Raw genomic sequence first — 19,189 nt, 5'->3', positions numbered from 1 at the left:
CCTTGGATCCAATGGGGTGCAGGGGCCTTTCGGCCCCTGCTGGAGTCCAGAGGCGAAGCCTCTGGCCGGGCACGGGGCAGCGCCCCGTACGGCTATGCCGCCACGTCCACCATCACCACTTCGGCGTCCTCGGTCGCGGTGATCGTGATCGTGTCCTCTTCGGTCACGGTCACCCCGTCACGCGTGCCAGCCGGCGTCCCGTTCACCGTCACCGCCCCGGTGGCCGCCACCAGATAGCCGACCCGTCCGGCGCCGAGTGCCTGGGTCACGCTCTGTCCGGCGCGCAGCCGCCCGGCCAGCACGGCGGCGTCTGCATGCAGCGGCAGCGCCTCGCCATTGGCGCCGGCCCGTCCGTCGGCCAGTGGTGTCAGCGTGCCCTCGACCCTGGTAGGAAAGCGTCGCGTGCCCCAGCCCGGCGCCACGCCCTGCGTGCCGGGCAGGATCCAGATCTGGAACAGCCGGGTCGGTCCGGGTTCCAGGTTGTACTCGGCATGAACGATGCCGGTGCCGGCATGCATCACCTGTACGTCGCCGGCCTCGGTGCGACCCTCATTGCCCAGGCTGTCGCGATGGGTGATCGCGCCTTCCCGCACATAGGTGACGATTTCCATCTCCCGGTGCGGGTGCGGGTCGAAGCCCGTGCCGGGGGCGATCTCGTCGTCGTTCCACACGCGCAGGCCGCCGACCCCCATGCGGGCCGGGTCGTAGTACTCGCCGAAGCTGAAATGGTGCCGTGCGTTCAGCCAGGTGTTGCGGAACCGGCCGAGCGTGGCGAAGGGGTGGACCTCGATCATGGCGCGTCTCCTGCATCGTTCGATATCGAACGGTCAGGCGCTGAACTATGACCGCGCCACCTCCTCTTCAAGGGACGGGGCTGCTTCGGTCTGCTGCAGGGCTCCCATGCCCAGCCGGCGCAGCATGTCGCCCAGTTGCTCCAGTTCGGGCTGGGTCAGCGCGCCCATGGCCTGGGCGATGTCGGCGGCGTGGCGTGGGAACAGCTCACGGATCAGCGCGCCGCCGGCCTCGGTCAGCTCCACCCGGACCGCCCGGCGATCGGTGCAGTCACGCACGCGGCGCACCAGGCCCCGGCGTTCCAGCTTGTCCACCACGTCGGTCATGTTGCCGGCGCTGGTCAGCACGCGGCGGCCGAGCTCCCGATGGGTCATCGGCCCCTTGTGCAGCAAGGCCTCCAGCACCCCGAGCTGGGTCGGGGTCAGCCCGCAGGCGGCCAGCAGGGGCTCGATGCGGGCCACCACGGCGCGGCTGGCGCGCATCAGCTTCACATAGGTGCGGACCGCCTGCGCGACCGCGGGGTCATCGACGCCGAACACGTCACCTGTTCATCAGCACGGGGAGGTCGGCATGCTCCAGCACGTGACGGGTGACACCGCCCAGGATCAGTTGGCGCAGCCGCGAATGCGAATACGCCCCCATGCACAGCAGGTCGGCGCCGAACTCCCGCGCCGCCTTCAGCAGCCCGGCTCCGACCTCGCGGTCCACCGGCCGGAAGGTCGCCGGCTCGGCGCGGATCTCGTGCAGCGCCAGGTAGTCGAGCAGCTCCGGGGCGCAGGGACCGCGGCGCTGGTATTCGTCGGCCGAGAGCACCCACACCGCCTCGGCCCGCTTCATCCAGGGGATCGCCGCCCAGACCGCGGTGGCCGATTCGGCGGTGCCGTTCCAGGCGATGGCGATGCGGCGCCCGATCTGCTCGGGCGGAATCTGCGGGGCGATCAGCACCGGCCGTCCGGAATCGAACAGCACGGCATGCAGCGCATCGGAGGAGGAGACATCCTCGCCCGCCTCGGGATGCGGCACCACGGTCAGGTCGGCCAGCCGCGCCTGCTGCGCCACCAGCTCTTCCTCGCGGCCGGTCACGGCGGCGAAGCTCGCGGTGGCGGTGCTGGCACCGGCGCGCGCCTCCATCACCGGCACCCCGTGCGCGGCGACGAAACGGTCGAACATCGTGCGCACGGCGCGGGCGCGGTCGGCGCTTTCCTTCTCGGTGGCCGACATCATCTCCTCGATCATCGCGCCCGACAGGCCCTCGCCGGCCAGGGGGGCGACGTCGCGGCTGTCGATGCGAACATGCAGGGCGGTGACGTGGGCGTTCCAGCTACGCGCGATCATCAGCGCGGTCGACAGGGCCGCCTCGCCGGCGACAGTGCCGGAAAGCGGCAGGAGCAGCTTGCGGATGGCCATCATGCGGTCTCCCCAAACGGATCGCGGCCGGTTTTCATCTCGTGAGTCTTTCCTCCAAGGCGCTGCCGCACGGTCGCGAGCGCGGTCGCAGCCTCGGTGGCGTCCACCGCCAGCCAGTCGCCCGGTCCGGGATCGGCCAAGGCGGCCCGGCGCAGCACGGTGATGTCGGCGTCGGACGCATCCCCCCGGCGCGCCTCCAGGCGAGCTTCCAGCACGGCGAGCGGCGCCTGCAGCCACACGCCCAGAAAATGAACCCCGCCTGCCGCTTGCGCAACGGCGTCGCGATGGGTGGGGTTCAGGAACGTGGCATCGGCGATGGCGGCATGGCCGGCCCGCAGGGTTCCGGCGACGGCGCGGGCGAGCTCCGCGGTCACCGCCGCGGTGACCGGCGCGGCATAGGCGTCCGGCCCAAGCCGTTGTTCCGGCGGCACGCCTTGCAGGCGCTTGCGGATTTCGTCGCTGCGCAGCACCAGCGCGCCCGGGGCGGCCCCCAGCCCCGGGGCCAGGGCGCGGGCCAGTGTGGACTTGCCGGTTCCCTGCAACCCGCCCACCGCCAGGGCGACCGGCGGGGCGGGGCGCAGATAGGCCTCGGCGGCGTCCAGATAGCCCTGCCAGTCGCCGCGCCCGCGCGTCGCCTCGACATGGGCGCGGACCATTGCCCGCAGCGACAGGAACACCGGCAGGCCGCGCACCAGGTCCCAGTCGCCGTTGCGGGCGACGTAGCGGTTCAGCACCCGGTTCGCCGCCGCCCGCCCCACCCGCACGTCCAGGTCCATCAGCAGGAAGGCGAGGTCATAGCCGAGGTCGATGGTGGCCAGGTCCTCGTCGAATTCCAGCGCGTCGAACGGCACCGGCCGCCCTTGCCAGAGGCAGATATTGCCCAGGTGCAGGTCGCCATGGGCGCGGCGGACGAACCCCGCCGCGGCGCGGGCGTCCAGCCAGTCCGCGCGCGCGGCCAGCGCCGCCAGCATGGTGTCCTGCCAGGCCTGCACGCGCGCTTCCGGCAGCCCCGCCGCCCGGGCCGAGTCGGCATTGCCGAGCGCGATGCGCCGCATCGCCGCCGGGTGGTCGCGGGTGAGGGGGGGCAGGCGCGCGTGCCAGGCGGCGACGGCATCGCCCAGCCCGTCCAGCAGCGCCGGGGTCAGCCCGTCCGGCAGGCGGTTTTCCAGGAAGTCGCCTGCCGGCACGCGCGCCATGCGCACCACCCAGTCCACCGCCTCGCCCGGCGCGTCGAGGGCAAGCCGCCCGTCGGCGCGGCGCACCACCGGCACCACGTCGCGATAGAGGCCCGGCGCCGCGTCGCGGTTGAGCGCCAGTTCGCGCTCGGCGGTCCGCCGCCGCTCGGCCGGCGAGGAGAAGTCGAGGAACGGCAGCCGCACCGCCTTGCGCAGTTTCCAGACCGTGTCCGTGCCCAGGAACACGGCGGAGATATGGGTCTCGATCGGGTCGGCGCCGGCGAGGCCGCGCAGCAGCGCGGCGGTTTCGGCCTGCCCGGCGGGAATGGCCATGGCGCACAGCTCCCGGAAGCGGGGGGGAATGATACCGCAGTGCGGCCCGGCCTGTCCGGTTCAGGGATAGAGTTTCGTGATGTCCCAGCCCGACTCCGTGCGCCGGTACACCGCCCGGTCGTGCAGGCGGAACGGCATGTCCTGCCAGAACTCGAACGCCTCCGGCACCACGCGGAAGCCGGACCAGTAGGGCGGGCGCGGGATCTCGTCGCCGAAATAAGTGGCTTCGTATTTCGCTACCCGCTTCAGCAACTCCCCCCGTCCCGGCAGCGGGCGCGACTGCAGCGAGGCCCAGGCGCCGATGCGCGACAGCCGCGGCCGCGAGGCATAGTAGGCATCGGCCTCGGCATCGCTCACGGACTCCACCGGGCCTTCGATGCGGATCTGCCGCGCCAGGCTTTTCCAGTGGAACAGCAGCGCCACATGCGGATTGGCGGTGAGCTCGCCGCCTTTGCGGCTTTCCTTATTCGTGTAGAAGACGAAGCCGCGCTCGTCCCAGCCCTTCAGCAGCACCATCCGCGCCGAGGGCCGGCCCTCGGGGGTGGTGGTGGCCAGGACCATGGCATTGGGATCCTTCGGTTCGGCGGCTTCTGCCTCGGCGAACCAGGTCTGAAACTGCCGGAACGGATCAGCGGGAGCGGACATGCGGGGCCTCCTTGCGCAAGGGTTATGTGGCAGGGTGCCCGCGTCCCGCCAAGCCGCCCGCCTGGCCGGCAGCCCTGCCAGGAAAGCCCTCCACCTTGCCCGCCCGCCGCGCCTGTGCCACCACGTGGCTGAAATGACGATACAACCCGGGATGACGAGATGACCCACGCCGAGCAAACCCCTCCGCCGGTGAAAGGCACGCTGATGCAGGGCAAGCGGGGTCTGGTCATGGGTGTGGCGAATGACCGCTCGCTCGGCTGGGGCATTGCCGCGGCCTGCGCGGCGCAGGGCGCGGAGCTGGCCTTCAGCTATCAGGGCGAGGCGCTGGAGAAGCGGGTGCGGCCGCTGGCCGCCGGCATCGGCAGCTCCCTGCTGATGCCCTGCGATGTCGGCGATGACGACAGCATCGACGCCGCCTTCGCCAGCCTCGCCCAGCATTGGGATGGCATCGACTTCCTGGTGCATGCCATCGGTTTCGCCGACAAGCAGTATCTGCGCGGCCGCTATGTCGACACCCCGCGCGCGGCCTTCCTGCAGGCGCTGGATATCTCCTGCTACAGCTTCAGCGCGGTGGCGCGCCGGGCGGCGGCGATGATGCGGCCTGGTGGAGCGATGCTGACCCTGACCTACCTGGGCGCGGAGCGCTGGACCCCCCACTACAACGTGATGGGTGTGGCCAAGGCGGCGCTGGAGGCGTCGGTTCGTTATCTTGCCGCCGATCTGGGGCCGCAGAACATCCGGGTGAACGCGCTCAGCGCCGGCCCGATCCGCACCCTGGCTGCTTCGGGCATTGGCGATTTCCGCTACATCCTGAAGTGGAACCAGTACAACTCGCCGCTGCGCCGCAACGTCACCATCGAGGATGTCGGCGGGGCGGGGATGTATCTGCTGTCCGAGCTCGCCGCGGGCGTGACCGGCGAGGTCCACCACGTCGATGCCGGCTACCACATCCAGGGCATGAAGAACCCGGACGCGCCGGACATCACCATCGCCAACGAATAGTCGCAAAAGGGAGCGCCGCGGCGGGGCGGGGCAGACGCGATGTCGCACAACAGCTTCGGCCATCTGTTCCGCGTCACCACCTGGGGCGAGAGCCATGGGCCGGCGATCGGCTGCGTGGTCGATGGCTGCCCGCCGCGCCTGCCCTTGTCGGAGGCCGACATCCAGCCCTGGCTGGACCGTCGCCGCCCCGGCCAGTCGCGCTTCACCACCCAGCGGCAGGAGCCCGACCAGGTTCGCATTCTCTCCGGCGTGTTCGAGGGCCGCACCACCGGCACCCCGATCGCGCTGCAGATCGAGAACGTGGACCAGCGGTCGAAGGATTACGGCGACATCGCCGACCGTTTCCGGCCGGGTCATGCCGACCTGGCCTACGAGATCAAGTACGGCATCCGCGATTATCGCGGCGGCGGGCGCAGTTCGGCGCGCGAGACGGCGATGCGGGTGGCCGCCGGCGCCGTTGCCCGGCGCGTGCTGGGCGAAGGCGTTCGCATCCGCGGCGCGCTGGTGCAGATGGGCCCGCACGGCATCGACCGTGGCCGCTGGGACTGGAACGCGGTGGAAGGAAACCCGTTCTTCTGTCCCGATCCGGTCGCCGCGGCCCAATGGGAAGAATACCTTTCGGACATACGTAAGGCCGGGTCCTCCTGCGGGGCGGTGATCGAGGTGGTGGCCGACGGCGTGCCGCCCGGCCTCGGCGCCCCGATCTACGGCAAGCTCGATGCCGACCTTGCCGCCGCGCTGATGGGCATCAATGCGGTGAAGGGCGTCGAGATCGGCGATGGCTTCGCCGCGGCGGCCCTGACGGGCGAGGCCAATGCCGACGAGATGGACATCGCCGATGGCCTGGTCAGCTTCCGCGCCAATCATGCCGGCGGCATCCTCGGCGGCATTTCCACCGGTCAGCCGGTGGTGGCGCGGTTCGCGGTCAAGCCGACCAGCTCGATCCTGACGCCGCGCGCCTCGGTCGATCGGCACGGCAAGGCGGTCGAGGTGGCGACGCGGGGCCGGCATGATCCCTGTGTCGGCATCCGCGCCGTGCCGGTGGGCGAGGCCATGATCGCCTGCGTGCTGGCCGACCATCTGCTGCGCCATCGCGCGCAGAATCCCGACGCTCCGGACACGCTGCGCCTGCCGCGCAACTGACCCGGGGCGGGCTGCGCCGGCCCGCGACGACGACATTCCGATATGTCCTAGGTATAATTGCGTATAGGCCGGCAATCCTCTGATACGGAAAAATACCGTACCACACCAGTCCGGTCTGAACCGGACTGGTAGCGATATGATCAGAAGGGGCGACGATCCACGTCGCCCAGGGGAATGAGGTCGGCAAGATGGCAACCTCTGGCAGTTCCACCGTCGCCTCTCTCGATGCCTTCGTTGACATCGTCGGTGGCCGGCTGTGGCGTGATCGCCTTGCTACTCTCGGGCGCGAGGCTTCCGGTGGCCCGCGACTCGGCCAGGCGCTGTTGCAGCGCCATGCCATCGAGGCGGCGATCGAGCGGCAACGGCGTCCGTCCACCCGTCCCCCGACCGAGGCCGAGCGGCGGCTGGCGGTGCTGGCGGCCGATGCGGTGGCGTTGCACCAGGACCTCCCCCCTGACGGCCGTGCCCGTCTGCGGGTGGCCCTGCAGCAGGCGCTGACCGGCGCGCATACGCTGGTGCCGCTGTTCCATCTGCTGCGCACCGCGGCAATGCAACGCGCCCGTGGCTTCGACGTCGTCTTCGCCGGCTTCGCCGAGGCGGCGCCGTTCGATCTGCTGCTCGCACGGGGCTGCACCGAGGCCGAAATCGTCTGTGACGTGGTCTCGGCCGAGGATGGCCATGGCGTGCATCGCGGGGCCTGGGTGCGGTTGATGGACCGCATCGATCCCGATCTGCAGACCTGGCTTGCCGCGCATCCGGGGCGGTACCTGCTCAAGCTGACCCTGCCGCAGGGATTGCGCACCGATGTCACCGACCAGGACCAGCTCGCGGTCCTGCACCAGCGCATCCGCGCCATGCTGGCGGCCAGTCGCCGGGCCGATCATGACGAGGCGGCGGTGCTGCGGCTGGATCCGCTCATGCTCGCCGCCGCCCAGGCTGACGAGCTGGGCCTGATGTCGTCGCTGCGGCGGGAATTCGGGCACGAGGCGCATCTGGCGGTCACCGCCGCCGGGGGCGGGGTGTTCGTCCTGGCCGCCCGGTCGGCGCAGGAGAACGATGTGGCCGTGGCGATACGCCGGCGCATGGCTGCCATCGCCCCTGCGCGCTTCAGCGGCACCCGCCCGGGGATCCTCGCCATGTTCATCGAGGACACCGACCGCATGGAATGGCGCCACCTGCGCGAGAAGCTGGAGCTGGAAGGCGAGGCGCGGCAATTCCTGACCCTGCCCGAAGCCCGTTCGGTGGTGGCGGTCACCTGTGCGTCCCGCCAGGAGCTGTTCGGCGCGACGGATGGCGAGCCGGACGGAGAGCTGCGTTTCCGCAATCCCGGCCATCCGGCGGCGAAGGCGCCGGCCCTGGCGCCGGCGGTGATGTCATCGCTCTGACGTCATCGACGCGCCGATGGGTCGGGTCAGCGCGTCGCGCCGTGGCGTAACCCATTGATCTGGCATTTCGGTTCACCCGGTGCGGCGGATGGTTCCGCTGCGACGGGGGGACGAAATGTCATCTTTTTGTGATATTTTGCTGGCGGCCTGGGAACAGTTCGTGCTGGGGTCCGGTTTGCGACTATCATGTGCTGGCGACGTTTCTGGTCAGATTTCTTCCAGATGCGACGATTGCAGGGGCGAGCAGATGACAGAGGCTGATTACGCTCGAAAGCTTACCGAACTCGACCAGTTGCTGAACGACCCGGATGTGCCGATGCAGGCCGCGCGGGTCTGGTCGTTGTTGGCGGAGCTGTCGGAGCAACAGACGACTGCGACCGTGGCGCCGACACCGGAATAGCAACGGCCGGCAGGAGTGGCATTTTTCGCCACCTGCCAGGAGACCTCGATTACGGATGCCCGGGCTGGTCCCGGGCATCGTCGTTTCCGGCCCCCGGCTCCGGGACCGGCCGGCGCGCGGCGATCAGGAATTCGCGGTTGCCCTCCGGCCCGGTGATCGGGCTTTCGGTGATGCCAAGCACCTGCCAGCCCGGCAAGGCTTCCCACCATGCGCGCACCCGGTCGCAGACGGCTGCGTGCACGGCCGGGTCACGCACCACGCCGCCCTTGCCGACCAGGGCCGGCCCCGCCTCGAACTGCGGCTTGATCAGCGCCACGGCCCAGGCCCCCGGCGCGCACAGCGCCAAGGGCGCCGGCAGCACGGTGGCGAGGCCGATGAAGCTGGCATCGCAGGTCAGCACGCCGATCGGGTCGGGGATGGCATCCCGGGTCAGGGTGCGGGCATTGGTCTTCTCGTGCACCACCACCCGCGGGTCGGTGCGCAGCTTCCAGGCGAGCTGCCCATGCCCCACATCCACCGCATGCACCCGTGCCGCCCCGTGCGCCAGCAGCACATCGGTGAAGCCGCCGGTCGAGGCGCCCACGTCCAGCGCCGTCCGTCCCGTCGGGTCGAGCGCGAAGGCATCGAGCGCGCGGGCGAGCTTCAGCCCGCCGCGGGACACCCAGGGATGGTCCTGGCCGCGCACCTCCAGCGGCAGGTCCTCCGCGAGCGGCTGGCCGGGCTTTTCGATCCGTCGCTCACCCGAGAACACTTTTCCCGCCAGGATCAGGGCCTGGGCCCGGCTGCGGGACTCCGCGAGTCCGCGGTCCACGAGGAGTTGGTCGGCGCGCTGTTTCACGCACAGGCGCTTACACCCGTCCTACAGCGCGGAGAAGCCCGCGAACCCTCACCCGCCGCGCAGCGCCAGCCTCGCCGCCATCGCCCCGCCCAGCATCGCGCCGGTATAGCCGCCGCCTGCCGCCCAGGCGGAGGCCAGGTAGAGTCCCGGCACCGCCGTCGCCGGGGAGCGCAGCAGCGTCTCCGGCGCGAAGCCGTAGACCGCGCCGCCCGGCGTGTTCAGGTAGGCCTGCATGGTCGTCGCGGTGGCCATCTCCCGCTGCGTCACCGCCCTCGCGAGCCCGGGAAATTCGGCGTCCAGGGCGGCGACCAGGCGATCCATCCAGCTCTCCCGCCGGCGACGCGCGGTCGCCTCGTCCAGCCCGTCCCAGTTCGCCAGCCGGTCCATGCCGCACAGCGTGACCAGATGCGGCGGCCCCTCGTTCAGCCCGCTGTCGATGCGCCCGTAATCGGCCAGGATCATCGGCGGCAGGCGGTCGCCGTCCGGGTCGGCCAGCACGGCGGTCGCCTGCCGGTAGTCGGCGAGCGTCGTCATCCAGGAGGGCAGCAGGATGGTTTCGTAGGCGCGCAGGCCGAACCGCGCCGCCGGCTCCGACAGGCCCAGCGCCACCGTCCACAACGAGACCGATATCGGCCGGCGGGCGTACGGCGCGGCGAAGGGCCCCTGCCAGGCTTCCGGCAGCATCCCGGCCAGCACGGCCGGGGCGGCGTTGCCGAACACCACCGGCGCCAGTGCCTTGCGCACGTCGTTGCCGCCGCGGCGGCGATGCGCGACCCCGGCGATGCGCTGGCGGTCCACCACCAGGTGGAAGGCCTCGCGGTCGGTTTCGATGCGCCCGCCCGCTTCCTCTACCCGGGCGGCCAATTGTGCCGAGAGGGTGCGTGACCCGCCGCGCAGGTAATGCCCGCCGCCGGCCAGGAACGAGCCCTGTGCCACGGCATAGGCCAGGAACAGCATGCGTTCCGGGTCGTCATGGTAGTAGGGCAGGGCGGCGGCGAGCGCGCATTTCACCGCCTCGTCCGCCCCGAACAGGCCGCGCAGCACGTCGCCCACGGTCGCCCGTGCGTGGCGGATCAGCGGCCAGAGCCGGGTCGCCGCCTCCGGCAGGTGGCGCAGCCACCAGCCCGGCTCGTCCATGTGCGCGGTCAGCACAGTGGCCCCGCTGCGCACCGCCAGCACCGCGTCGATGTAGCGGCGCAGCGCGTTCTCGTGGCGGGGGAAACGGGCGATGCAGGCGGAAAGCGCCGCCTCCGGGCCGGCCGGCAGGGTGAACGGCGCGCCCACCGGCCCGCCGCGCACCTCGTACAATTCCGCCGGTTCGACATAGTCCAGGCCGTGATCCAGCCCCAGCGCGGCGAACAGCGGCGTCTTCGGGTCCTGGGGATCCAGCCCGTCGAGGGCGTGCAGCGAGGCCTCGATGGTCAGCGCGCCGTGGCGATAGACGGTGGCGGCGCCGCCGATGCCGGGGTTGCGCTCCAGCACCAGGACCCGCCTGCCGGCCCGCGCGACCAGCGCCGCAGCAGTGAGCCCGCCGAGCCCGGAGCCGATGACGACCGCGTCGAAGCGTTCTTCCACCATTGCCGCACCTCGGAGGAAGCCCTGCGCTGACCGCCGCCCGCGCCTCCTCGCCCCGTGCCTCTTCGCAACGTGGCCCGAGGGATTAGGAGCGGGCCGGGCGCGGCGCCTTGACTTCCGTCAACCGCGCCCCCAGCAGCAGCACGAAGAGTGTCGTCGCATAGACCAGGACCTGCAAGCCAGTGGGGCGGTCGGTGTAGCCGATCAGGGTATGCAGCACCCGGCCCGGCAGCGAGGCATCCGACAGCAGGGCCGAACTGTCCCAGAGCGTCGCATCCAGCGCCTCCACCACGCCGGCCTGCTGCAGCAGCGCCGCCGCCTGGGCGGCGAGGCCGGCGGCGAGCAGGGTGATCAGCCAGCCCGTCGCCGCGAACAGGGCGCGCGCGGGCAGCCTGACCATGCCGGCCCAGGCCAGCACCGACAGCCCGGCCCCGAGCGCCAGCCCGGCGAGCCCGCCGGCGAACATGCCGGCCGCGCCGGTGCCGCCGGTGGCGGCGATGCCGTAGAGGAACAGCACCACTTCCGCGCCTTCGCGCAGCACCGCCATCGCCACCACCACGACCAGGGCAGTGGGGGTGCGGCGGCCGGCGACGATCTCCTGGCCCACGCCGCGCAGCTCGGCGGCCATGGCGCGCCCGTGCCGCGCCATCCAGAGTGTGTGCCAGCCCAGCATCACCGCGGCGATGCCGAGGATGGCGGCGTTCAGCAATTCCTGGCCGCTGCCGGCGAAGGCATCGGTGATGGCGCCGGCGAAGGCCGCCACCAGGCAGGCCCCGGCCACGCCCGCGGCGATGCCGCCGGCGATACGCAGGCCGCGCCCGGGCATGCCTTCGGTCGCCGCCAGCACGATGCCGACGATCAGACCGGCCTCGACGACCTCGCGGAAGACGATGATGAGGGTTGCAAGCACGGCCTAGATCCCGTTCCCGACCACCAGCACGCCCCGCGCGGTGTCTGCTTCGCAGTCGCCGACGAAGCTGTAGCATCCGCTCGCCTGGGCGGGGATGCGCAGCACCGCCTGCCGCTGCCCGGCCACCACCGCGCCGAGCTTCAGCGCCGCGCTGCCGAATTCCGCCGCGGTGGCGTCCTCGTTGCGCACGGTCAGCACGATCGGGGTGTCGGCGGGGGCGTGCAGTTCGGCCGGTTCGAAACGGTGCCGGCGCAGCGTTACCTGCAGTTCGGTGGGCGGGGGGACGCAGGGGGGGCGGCAGCCGAAGGTGATGGTCAGCCCGGTGGCCAGCGCGATGGTGCGGGAGAGAGGGAGGTCGGGCTCCGTCAGGTAGGCGGGATGGGGTCGCATTGCGCAAGCCCTGCAATTGAGAGTCACTTGCAATTGCTTGATCACGGACCCCCTGTCAAGCGCCAGGGCAGGGCGTGCCAGGGCGGGGGATCAGGACCGGGGCGGCGGAGCAGCCCCCGAGGCGAGCAGCCGGAACAGCGTGACCTCGCGCACCGTGCGGTCCTCCAGCTCGGTGGTGGTCGGCACGGCGAAGGTCGCGAACGGGTCGAGTCCCTCGCGCGGCAGGTAGGCGCGGCCGGGATCGGCCACCCAGATCTCGGCCTGGCCGGCCATGCCGCGCAGCCAGGGCAGGATGTGCCGGGTCATCGGCGCCTCGTAGCAGACGTCGCCGCACAGGATCAGGTCCCAGCGACAGGGCGTCCCCACCAGATCCCCGGTCAGCGCCGTCACCGCCGCCGCGTTCGCCTGCGCATTGACGCGGATGGAGGCGGCGGCGATCGGGTCGATCTCGGCCGCCTCCACATGCGCGGCCCCCATGCGGGCGCAGGCGATGGCGGCCAGCCCGCATCCGGCGGCGAAATCCAGCACGCGCCGCCCGGCGACCACGCCGGGATGATCCAGCACGAAGCGGGCCAGGGCCTGCGCCCCCGGCCAGGCGAAGGCCCAAAACGGTGGCGCGGTGCCGGTCTCGGCCAGCCATGCTTCCGTTGCCTGCCAGATCGGCGTGATTTCGCTGGCAAGCTGCAGCGTGATCTCGGGCACCAGCGGCGCTGCCTGCGGCGCCGTCTGGGCGCGGACGAAGGCTTCCGCGTCCCTCACAGCCGCCCGAGCAGGATCGCCAGCGCCACCGCCAGCCCGACCTCCCGGTTCGACCTGAACAAAGCAAGGCAGAGCGGCGAGTCGTGGATGTCGACCCGGATCACCTGCCGGGCCAGCAGCCCCGCCGGCAGGATCAGGGCGACGAAATAGACCCAGGACAGGCCGGCCAGCCATCCCGCCAGGGCCAGCATCGCCACCGTGATGCCGTAGCAGACCGCCACGAAGGGTCGCGTCTGTTCGTTCCACAGCCGCGCCGTCGAGCGCACGCCGATCAGCGCGTCGTCCTCGCGGTCCTGATGGGCGTAGATCGTGTCATAGGCCAGGATCCAGGTGATCGTGCCGAGGTAAAGGGCGACGGGCGCCCAGTCCAACCGCCCCGAGGCGGCGGCGTAGCCCATCGGCGCCCCCCAGCCGAAGGTGAAGCCCAGCATCATCTGCGGCCACCAGGTCACCCGCTTGGCCAGCGGGTAGAGCAGCACCAGCAGCAGCGACGACACCCCCAGGATCTGCGCGGTCGGGTGCAACTGCAGCAGGATCAGCAGGCTCGGCGTGCACAGCGCGGCGAGGAAGACCAGGGCCTGGAACATGCTCAGCGCCCTGCTGGCCAGCGGCCGTCCCGCCGTGCGGGTCACCCGCCGGTCCATGTCGCGGTCCCACATGTCGTTGACCACGCAGCCGGCGCCGCGCATCAGCACGCTGCCGATGAAGAACAGCACGATCAGCCAGGCGCTGTATCCGGGCGACGCCTGGGCCAGCAGGATCGACCACAGCCCCGGCAGGAACAGCAGCCAGATGCCGATCGGCCGGTCGAATCGGCCGAGCAGGGCATAGGGAACCAGCTTGCGTGGCAGCCGGCCGATCCAGCCGCCCGTCACGATATCTGTATGCCCCCCCAGAGGGGTGGGATCTGTCGCTGCGCTCATGCCTGCTAATCTCTCCCGTGCCATGGATGCGTCAATCACCTCGCCGCGCCTGTTCGTGCCGGCGTCCCTCGCCGCCGGCGCCGCGATCGCCGTCACCCCCGCCCAGGCCCATCATCTCGGCACCGTCCTGCGTCGTGCCGTGGGCGATCCGGTGCGCCTGTTCAACGGCAGCGACGGCGAATGGGCCGGCCGCATTGCCATGGTGCGGCGTGATCGTTGCGAAGTCGTCCTTGAAACGCAACTCCGCCCGCAGGCGCCCGAGCCCGATCTCTGGCTCGCCTTCGCGCCCTTGAAGCGCGATGCCATCGATCTCGTGGCCGAGAAGGCGACCGAGCTCGGCGCCGCCGCCCTGCTGCCGGTGCTGACCGAGCGCACCGTGGCGTCCCGCGTCAACACCGAGCGGCTGGCCGCGATCGCCACCGAGGCGGCCGCGCAATGCGAGCGGCTGAGCGTGCCGCGCATCGAAGCGCCGGTGCGCCTGCCCGCATTGCTGGCGTCCTGGCCCGGCACACGCGCGTTGGTGGTGGCGGTGGAGCGCAGCACGGCGCCGCGCATCCATGGCTGCCCCGGCCCGGCTGCGTTGCTGGTCGGTCCGGAAGGTGGCTTCACGGGAGCAGAGCTTGACCTTCTCGCCCGGCATGCCTTTGTTCAACCCGTCAGTCTCGGGCCGCGCATCCTGCGCGCCGAGACGGCCGCGATCGTCGGGTTGGCGCTGTTGCAGGCGCCGGCCGGCGGCTGACCCTTCCCTGCGCGCCGCCGTGCCCGCCAGCAATGGAAAAGGCTGAATGTCCAACCCCGGAGATGCCGACGCGACGCCGATCACCTCCCTGCGCGAGCTGGCCGACTTCCTTGCCCAGGGGTGCCGGCCGCCGAGCGGGTTCACGATCGGCACCGAACACGAGAAATTCGGCTTCCGCCCGGATTTCTCCGCCCCGCCCTACGAGCCGCAGGGCATCCGCGCGCTGCTGGAAGGCATGGCGGCGGCCGATGACTGGGAGCCGATCGTCGATGCCGGCCATCCGATCGGCCTGAAGCAAGGCAGCTCATCGGTTTCGCTGGAACCCGCGGGGCAACTGGAGCTGTCCGGTGCGCCGCTCGCCACCCTGCACGAGACCCATGCCGAGATCGAGGCGCACAACGCCCTGGTCCGCCGCGTCGCCGGCCCGCTCGGGCTCGGCTTCGCCCCGCTCGGCTTCCATCCCACCCTCACGCGCGCGCAGATGCCGTGGATGCCGAAGGGCCGCTACGCCATCATGCGGCGCTACATGCCCCAGGTCGGCGGGCTCGGCCTCGACATGATGACGCGCACCTGCACCGTGCAGGTGAACCTCGACTTCGCGAGCGAAGCCGACATGGTGCGCAAGCTGCGGGTTTCGCTGGCGCTGCAGCCGCTGGCGACCGCGCTGTTTGCCAACTCGCCCTTTACCGAGGGCAGGCCGAACGGCTTCCTGTCCTATCGTGGTCAGATCTGGACCGATACCGATCCGCACCGCACCGGCATCCAGCCGGTGTTCTTCGAGGACGGTTTCGGCTTCGAGCGCTATGTCGAGTGGGTCGTCGATTCCGTGCCGATGTATTTCGTCCATCGCGACGGACGCTATATCGACCTCGCCGGCCGCTCCTTCCGCGACTTCATGGAAGGCCGGCTCGCCGATACCGGCGCGGGCCCGGCCACGATCGGCGACTTCGCCGACCACCTGACCACCGTGTTCACCGATGTCCGCCTCAAGCGCTTCCTGGAGATGCGCGGGGCGGATGCCGGCAGCGTCGGGATGATGGTGGCGCAGTCGGCCCTCTGGGTCGGTCTGCTGTACGACGATGCGGCGCTCGCCGCGGCCGAGGCGCTGGTGCACCAGCATCATTGGACCGAGTTCGCCGCTTTGCGACCTTTGGTTGTAAAATCCGCGCTGCAGACGCCGTGGCAGCGCGGCACGCTGCGCGATCTCGCCCGCGAGGTCGTGGCGATCGCCCGGGACGGGCTGCGCGCCAGGGCACGGTACGATGCGGCCGGCCAGGACGAATCCGTCTACCTGCAACCGCTGGAAGCGATCGTGTCCGGCGGCCCCACCCAGGCCGAGGCCTGGCTCGACCGCTTTCACGGCGCCTGGCAGGGCGATGTCACACGCATTTTCCAGGAGGCCGCCATCTGAGACCATCCCGCAGGGGGCAACATGAGCGCCATTGTGACCACCACATATGCCCCAGGCCCCTAGGATGCCCGGCAGTTGTGCGAAACACGGCTTGCTCGATACATCTTGCACGCTATGATTGCAGAGGCCCTTGCCGGCCGCAGTTGAACAAGCTTGTAATGGGCATATGATCGTAAGCGCGGTTCAACGTGGCATGATGCCGGCATCACCCTCGCATGGTGATCCCGTTCTCGTAAGGCTCCGGCTGATCGGCCAGATGGAAGCCTGGACGCTGACCAGCGAGAACGTCCTGCCCTCTGGCCGCAAGACGCGGGCCCTGCTGGCCATCGTGGCGCTGTCGGCGCCGCGGCCGGTGCTGCGGGGGCGGCTGGCGGAAATGCTCTGGAGCCGCCGGCCCGAGGAACAGGCCCGCGCCTCGCTGCGCCAGGAAATCCACCGCCTGACCGAGGCGCTCGCGCCGGTGGGGGCGCCGATCCTGACGGTCAATCGCGACCACCTGATGCTGCGGCCAGGCACGGTCTGGATCGACGTGGACGAGGTGCTGCGGGCCAGCCCCGAGCGGCCGGCCGCGCTCGGGCTGCTCGATGGCGACCTGCTCGAGGACCTCGACGGGCTCGACCCGACCTTCGATGCCTGGCTCGCCAGCGAGCGGGAACGGCTGATCGACCGCGCCCGGGTCCTGGCCGAACAACTCCTGCGCGAAAAGAGCGAGCCTGAACCCACCATCGCCGCCGCGCAGCAATTGCTGGCGATCGACCGCTCTCATGAAGGGGCCTGGCGGGCGCTGATGCGTGCCTATGCCGCCCGCGGTGAGCGCGGCATGGCGATCCAGGCGTACGAGCGTTGCCGCACGGTGCTGTCCGACCTGCTGGATGCGCATCCCTCCGAGGAAACCCAGCGCGTCGCCGCCGAAATACGGGCAGTGGCCCCGGTTCCGCGCTCCGCCCCCGTGACCCAGCCGGGGTCCGTCCCGCGGGATCTGGAGTCCCGCTCCGTCGCCCGCGGGCCGGTGCGCATGGATGTGCGGCACGAGGCCCGCGCCGAGCCCCATGCGGAGGCGCGCCCGCAGGCGCCACGCGGCGGGGCTCGCATTGGCGTGCTGCCGTTGCAGCCGATCGGCACCACCGAGGCCGAAGCGCATCTCTCCGCCGGCCTTGCCGACGAGATCACCGCGGCGCTCGCCCGGTTCCGCTGGATGTTCCTGGTGTCTTCTTCCTCGCTTGCGCGCTTCGCCACCCAGACGCGCGACGAGGCGGCGATCCGCCGGACCTTCAACATCGATTTCCTGCTCGATGGCACCATCCAGCGCGTACCCGACCGGCTGCGGGTGGCGTTGCGGCTGCTGGACCTGCGGGCGGGCAACCAAGTGGTCTGGTCGCGTCGTTTCGATCGCGAGATCACGGACCTGCTGACCCTGCAGGACGAAGTCGCCGCCGAGGTGGTCGCCCAGATCGATCCCGAGATCCTGCTGATCGAGGCGCAGCGCGTCACCGCCCGTCCGCCCGCCGACAGCACCGCCTATGACCTGGTGCTGCGGGCCATTCCGCTGCTCTCGCGGATGGACCGGGTGCAGTTCATGCAGGCGGGGGAATTGCTGCGCCAGGCGATCACGCTTGAGCCCGACTATGCCGCGGCATCGGCATGGTTCGCGTTCTGGCATATCTTCCTGTACGGCCAGGGTTGGACCAACGATCCGGCCGCGGTGATGGCCGAGGCCGGACGGCTGGCCAACCGCGCCATCACCCTCGATCCCCAGGACGCGCGGGCCCTGGCCATCGCCGGACATGTCAGGGCCTTCCTGCACAAGCGCCTGCGCGAGGCGCTGTCGCTGCACGAACGGGCGCTGACGGTGAACCCGAACCTGGTGATGGCCTGGGCGCTGTCGGCCGCCGCCTTCGCCTTTCTCGGCGACCTCGATACCGCGACGACGCGGATGGAGCGCTACAAGAAGCTCTCCCCCTACGACCCGCATGCGTTCTTCTACGACACCATCTTCATCCTGATCGCGCTGCTGCGGCATGACCACGAGGAAGCGGTGACCCGCGGCCGCGAGGTCAGCGAAATGAACCCGGCCTTCTCGGCGCCCTGCAAACCCTACCTGGCGGCGCTGGGCCATCTCGGCCGCGTCGAGGAAGCCGCCCTGGTGCGCGAGCGCCTGCTCGCGATCGAGCCGGAATTCACCATCGCCCGGTTCGTGGCGAGCAGCCCGTTCGACCGCATCGAGGATTGCGAGCACTATGTCGCCGGGTTGCGGCTCGCGGGGGTTGCCGAAGGGTAAAAGGCCAGGGCTCCGCCCTGGACCCGCAAGGGGCCACAAGGCCCCTTGACCCCATTCGCGCTGCGCGGCTCAGAAAAATCGGGTTCCAAGGGCGAAGCCCTTGGTGGAGGTCCAGGAGGCAAAGCCTCCTGGTGGGGTTCGGGGCAACGCCCCGACGGAGGGGGCCATGCACAGGCTGATGCGACGCCTCTGGCGCCGGCCGGTGCCGCGGCGGGCCGGGCCGATGCATCCGGAGATCGGCATCGGGCCGGGGGTGGGGCGCTACGACTGGGGGGATCCCTATTACCTCGCGCTGGCGTTGCCCTGGCGCTGGTTCCTGGCCCTGACCATGGCGTACTACCTGCTGGTCAACCTGCTGTTCGCGGCGCTGTATGTCGTGCAGCCCGGCAGCGTCGCCAACATGCGCGACGGTTCGCTCAGCGACGCCTTCTTCTTCAGCGTGCAGACCTTCGCCACCGTCGGCTATGGCGCGATGGCGCCGCGGACGACCTATGGGCACATCGTTTCGGCCATCGAGATCTTCTGCGGCGTGCTCTCGATCGCGGTGATTGCGGGGCTGATGTTCGTGCGGTTCTCCCGCCCACGCTCGCGCCTGTCCTTCGCTCGCAACATGGTGGTCGGGCCGGTCGATGGCGTGACCACGCTCGGTGCCCGGGTGCTCAACCGGCGCTTCAATCCGATCTACCAGGTGGAGGCGCGGATGGTGCTGATCATCCGTGACCGTGACGCCACCGGCCGCAGTGTCTGGCGGATCCGCGACCTGCCGCTGCTGCGCGAGCATTCACTGGTGGAGATGATGAGCTGGACGCTGGTGCATGTGATCGACGCGCGCAGCCCGCTGGCCGGGCTGGATGCCGCGGACCTGGCGCGGGCACAGGCACAGGTGATGGTCGTGGTGACCGGCAGCGAGGGCACCACTTTCGCGCCGGTGCGGGCCATGCACCTGTTCCACGCCGCCGACATCCTGTTCGATCACGCCTTCGCCGACCTGATCGCCGAGGATGCCGCCGGGCGGCCGAAATTCGATGTCTCCCGGGTCGATCAGGTGGTGCCGCTCAAGTAACGTCTGCTCTGATGCTATCCC

19 protein-coding genes are annotated in these 19,189 nt (G+C 70.7%); 8 read left to right on the top strand and 11 right to left on the bottom strand.

Annotation, left to right across the window (positions count from 1 at the left end; genetic code table 11):
- Positions 1-92 precede the first annotated feature (92 nt).
- From NBY65_RS07775 to pdxH, 5 genes are read right to left on the bottom strand one after another with little or no spacing between them, the layout of a single operon-like run.
- The gene (locus NBY65_RS07775) at positions 93-794 is read right to left on the bottom strand and encodes a pirin family protein (RefSeq protein WP_150041892.1); all 702 of its coding nucleotides are present in this window, start codon (positions 792-794) and stop codon (positions 93-95) included.
- A 45-nt stretch (positions 795-839) separates the two neighbouring features.
- Positions 840-1,331 carry a MarR family winged helix-turn-helix transcriptional regulator gene (locus NBY65_RS07770; RefSeq protein WP_150041893.1) on the bottom strand — a complete coding sequence of 164 codons (492 nt, stop codon included), beginning with the start codon at positions 1,329-1,331 and terminating at the stop codon, positions 840-842.
- 1 nt (position 1,332) lies between these two features.
- Positions 1,333-2,199, bottom strand: a complete 867-nt coding sequence (locus tag NBY65_RS07765; RefSeq protein WP_150041975.1) for a universal stress protein — start codon at positions 2,197-2,199, stop codon at positions 1,333-1,335.
- Positions 2,199-3,707, bottom strand: coding sequence for a bifunctional aminoglycoside phosphotransferase/ATP-binding protein (locus NBY65_RS07760; RefSeq protein WP_150041894.1), 1,509 nt, complete (start codon positions 3,705-3,707; stop codon positions 2,199-2,201). Before NBY65_RS07760 ends, NBY65_RS07765 begins: the two co-directional genes overlap by 1 nt.
- 60 nt (positions 3,708-3,767) lie before the next feature.
- Positions 3,768-4,352: a pyridoxamine 5'-phosphate oxidase gene (gene pdxH, locus NBY65_RS07755; protein WP_150041895.1), complete on the bottom strand. Its 585-nt coding sequence runs from the start codon at positions 4,350-4,352 to the stop codon at positions 3,768-3,770.
- A gap of 159 nt (positions 4,353-4,511) precedes the next feature.
- Here pdxH and fabI point away from each other — a divergent pair, with 159 nt between their 5' ends.
- The 4 genes from fabI (at position 4,512) to NBY65_RS07735 (ending at position 8,282) form a co-directional block, all read left to right on the top strand.
- Positions 4,512-5,354: an enoyl-ACP reductase FabI gene (gene fabI, locus NBY65_RS07750; protein WP_239002858.1), complete on the top strand. Its 843-nt coding sequence runs from the start codon at positions 4,512-4,514 to the stop codon at positions 5,352-5,354.
- Positions 5,355-5,393: 39 nt separating this feature from the next.
- Positions 5,394-6,497, top strand: coding sequence for a chorismate synthase (gene aroC / locus NBY65_RS07745; RefSeq protein ID WP_150041896.1), 1,104 nt, complete (start codon positions 5,394-5,396; stop codon positions 6,495-6,497).
- A gap of 188 nt (positions 6,498-6,685) precedes the next feature.
- Entirely contained in the window at positions 6,686-7,882 is a 1,197-nt protein-coding gene (locus NBY65_RS07740; RefSeq protein WP_150041897.1) for a hypothetical protein, read from the top strand.
- A gap of 247 nt (positions 7,883-8,129) precedes the next feature.
- Complete coding sequence (locus NBY65_RS07735; RefSeq protein ID WP_150041898.1) at positions 8,130-8,282, top strand: peptide chain release factor 1; 153 nt, start codon at positions 8,130-8,132, stop codon at positions 8,280-8,282.
- 49 nt (positions 8,283-8,331) lie between these two features.
- Here NBY65_RS07735 and NBY65_RS07730 read toward each other — a convergent pair whose 3' ends face one another.
- The 6 genes from NBY65_RS07730 to ubiA form a co-directional block, all read right to left on the bottom strand.
- On the bottom strand, positions 8,332-9,120 hold the full coding sequence (locus NBY65_RS07730; protein ID WP_150041899.1) for a TlyA family RNA methyltransferase: 789 nt from the start codon (positions 9,118-9,120) through the stop codon (positions 8,332-8,334).
- Positions 9,121-9,168: 48 nt separating this feature from the next.
- Positions 9,169-10,698, bottom strand: a complete 1,530-nt coding sequence (locus NBY65_RS07725; RefSeq protein ID WP_150041900.1) for a phytoene desaturase family protein — start codon at positions 10,696-10,698, stop codon at positions 9,169-9,171.
- Between the two features lie 82 nt (positions 10,699-10,780).
- Positions 10,781-11,605, bottom strand: a complete 825-nt coding sequence (locus NBY65_RS07720; RefSeq protein WP_150041901.1) for an FTR1 family iron permease — start codon at positions 11,603-11,605, stop codon at positions 10,781-10,783.
- Positions 11,606-11,608: 3 nt separating this feature from the next.
- Positions 11,609-11,995, bottom strand: coding sequence for a cupredoxin domain-containing protein (locus tag NBY65_RS07715; protein WP_150041902.1), 387 nt, complete (start codon positions 11,993-11,995; stop codon positions 11,609-11,611).
- A 90-nt stretch (positions 11,996-12,085) separates the two neighbouring features.
- A complete protein-coding gene (locus NBY65_RS07710) occupies positions 12,086-12,754 on the bottom strand; it encodes a class I SAM-dependent methyltransferase (protein ID WP_150041903.1) in 669 nt (222 codons plus the stop codon).
- Complete coding sequence (ubiA, locus tag NBY65_RS07705) at positions 12,751-13,677, bottom strand: 4-hydroxybenzoate octaprenyltransferase (protein WP_150041904.1); 927 nt, start codon at positions 13,675-13,677, stop codon at positions 12,751-12,753. Before ubiA ends, NBY65_RS07710 begins: the two co-directional genes overlap by 4 nt.
- Between ubiA and NBY65_RS07700 the strand changes: the two genes are divergently transcribed.
- The 4 genes from NBY65_RS07700 to NBY65_RS07685 all read left to right on the top strand — a co-directional run bounded on the left by NBY65_RS07700 (position 13,676) and on the right by NBY65_RS07685 (position 19,168).
- Positions 13,676-14,416 (top strand): 16S rRNA (uracil(1498)-N(3))-methyltransferase, encoded by a 741-nt coding sequence (locus NBY65_RS07700; RefSeq protein WP_239002859.1) that lies wholly within the window; start codon positions 13,676-13,678, stop codon positions 14,414-14,416. The two genes, ubiA and NBY65_RS07700, sit on opposite strands and share 2 nt — an antisense overlap.
- Positions 14,417-14,462: 46 nt before the next feature.
- Positions 14,463-15,827, top strand: a complete 1,365-nt coding sequence (locus NBY65_RS07695; RefSeq protein ID WP_150041905.1) for a glutamate--cysteine ligase — start codon at positions 14,463-14,465, stop codon at positions 15,825-15,827.
- Positions 15,828-16,020: 193 nt separating this feature from the next.
- Positions 16,021-18,105 carry a BTAD domain-containing putative transcriptional regulator gene (locus NBY65_RS07690; RefSeq protein ID WP_150041906.1) on the top strand — a complete coding sequence of 695 codons (2,085 nt, stop codon included), beginning with the start codon at positions 16,021-16,023 and terminating at the stop codon, positions 18,103-18,105.
- Positions 18,106-18,271: 166 nt separating this feature from the next.
- Positions 18,272-19,168, top strand: coding sequence for an ion channel (locus NBY65_RS07685; protein ID WP_150041907.1), 897 nt, complete (start codon positions 18,272-18,274; stop codon positions 19,166-19,168).
- The last annotated feature ends 21 nt before the right edge of the window (positions 19,169-19,189 follow it).

Origin of the sequence: Rhodovastum atsumiense (genome assembly GCF_937425535.1) — a bacterium.
In the GTDB taxonomy this organism is placed as follows: Bacteria; Pseudomonadota; Alphaproteobacteria; order Acetobacterales; family Acetobacteraceae; genus Rhodovastum; species Rhodovastum atsumiense.
This window is presented reverse-complemented; position numbering and strand designations above follow the sequence as displayed.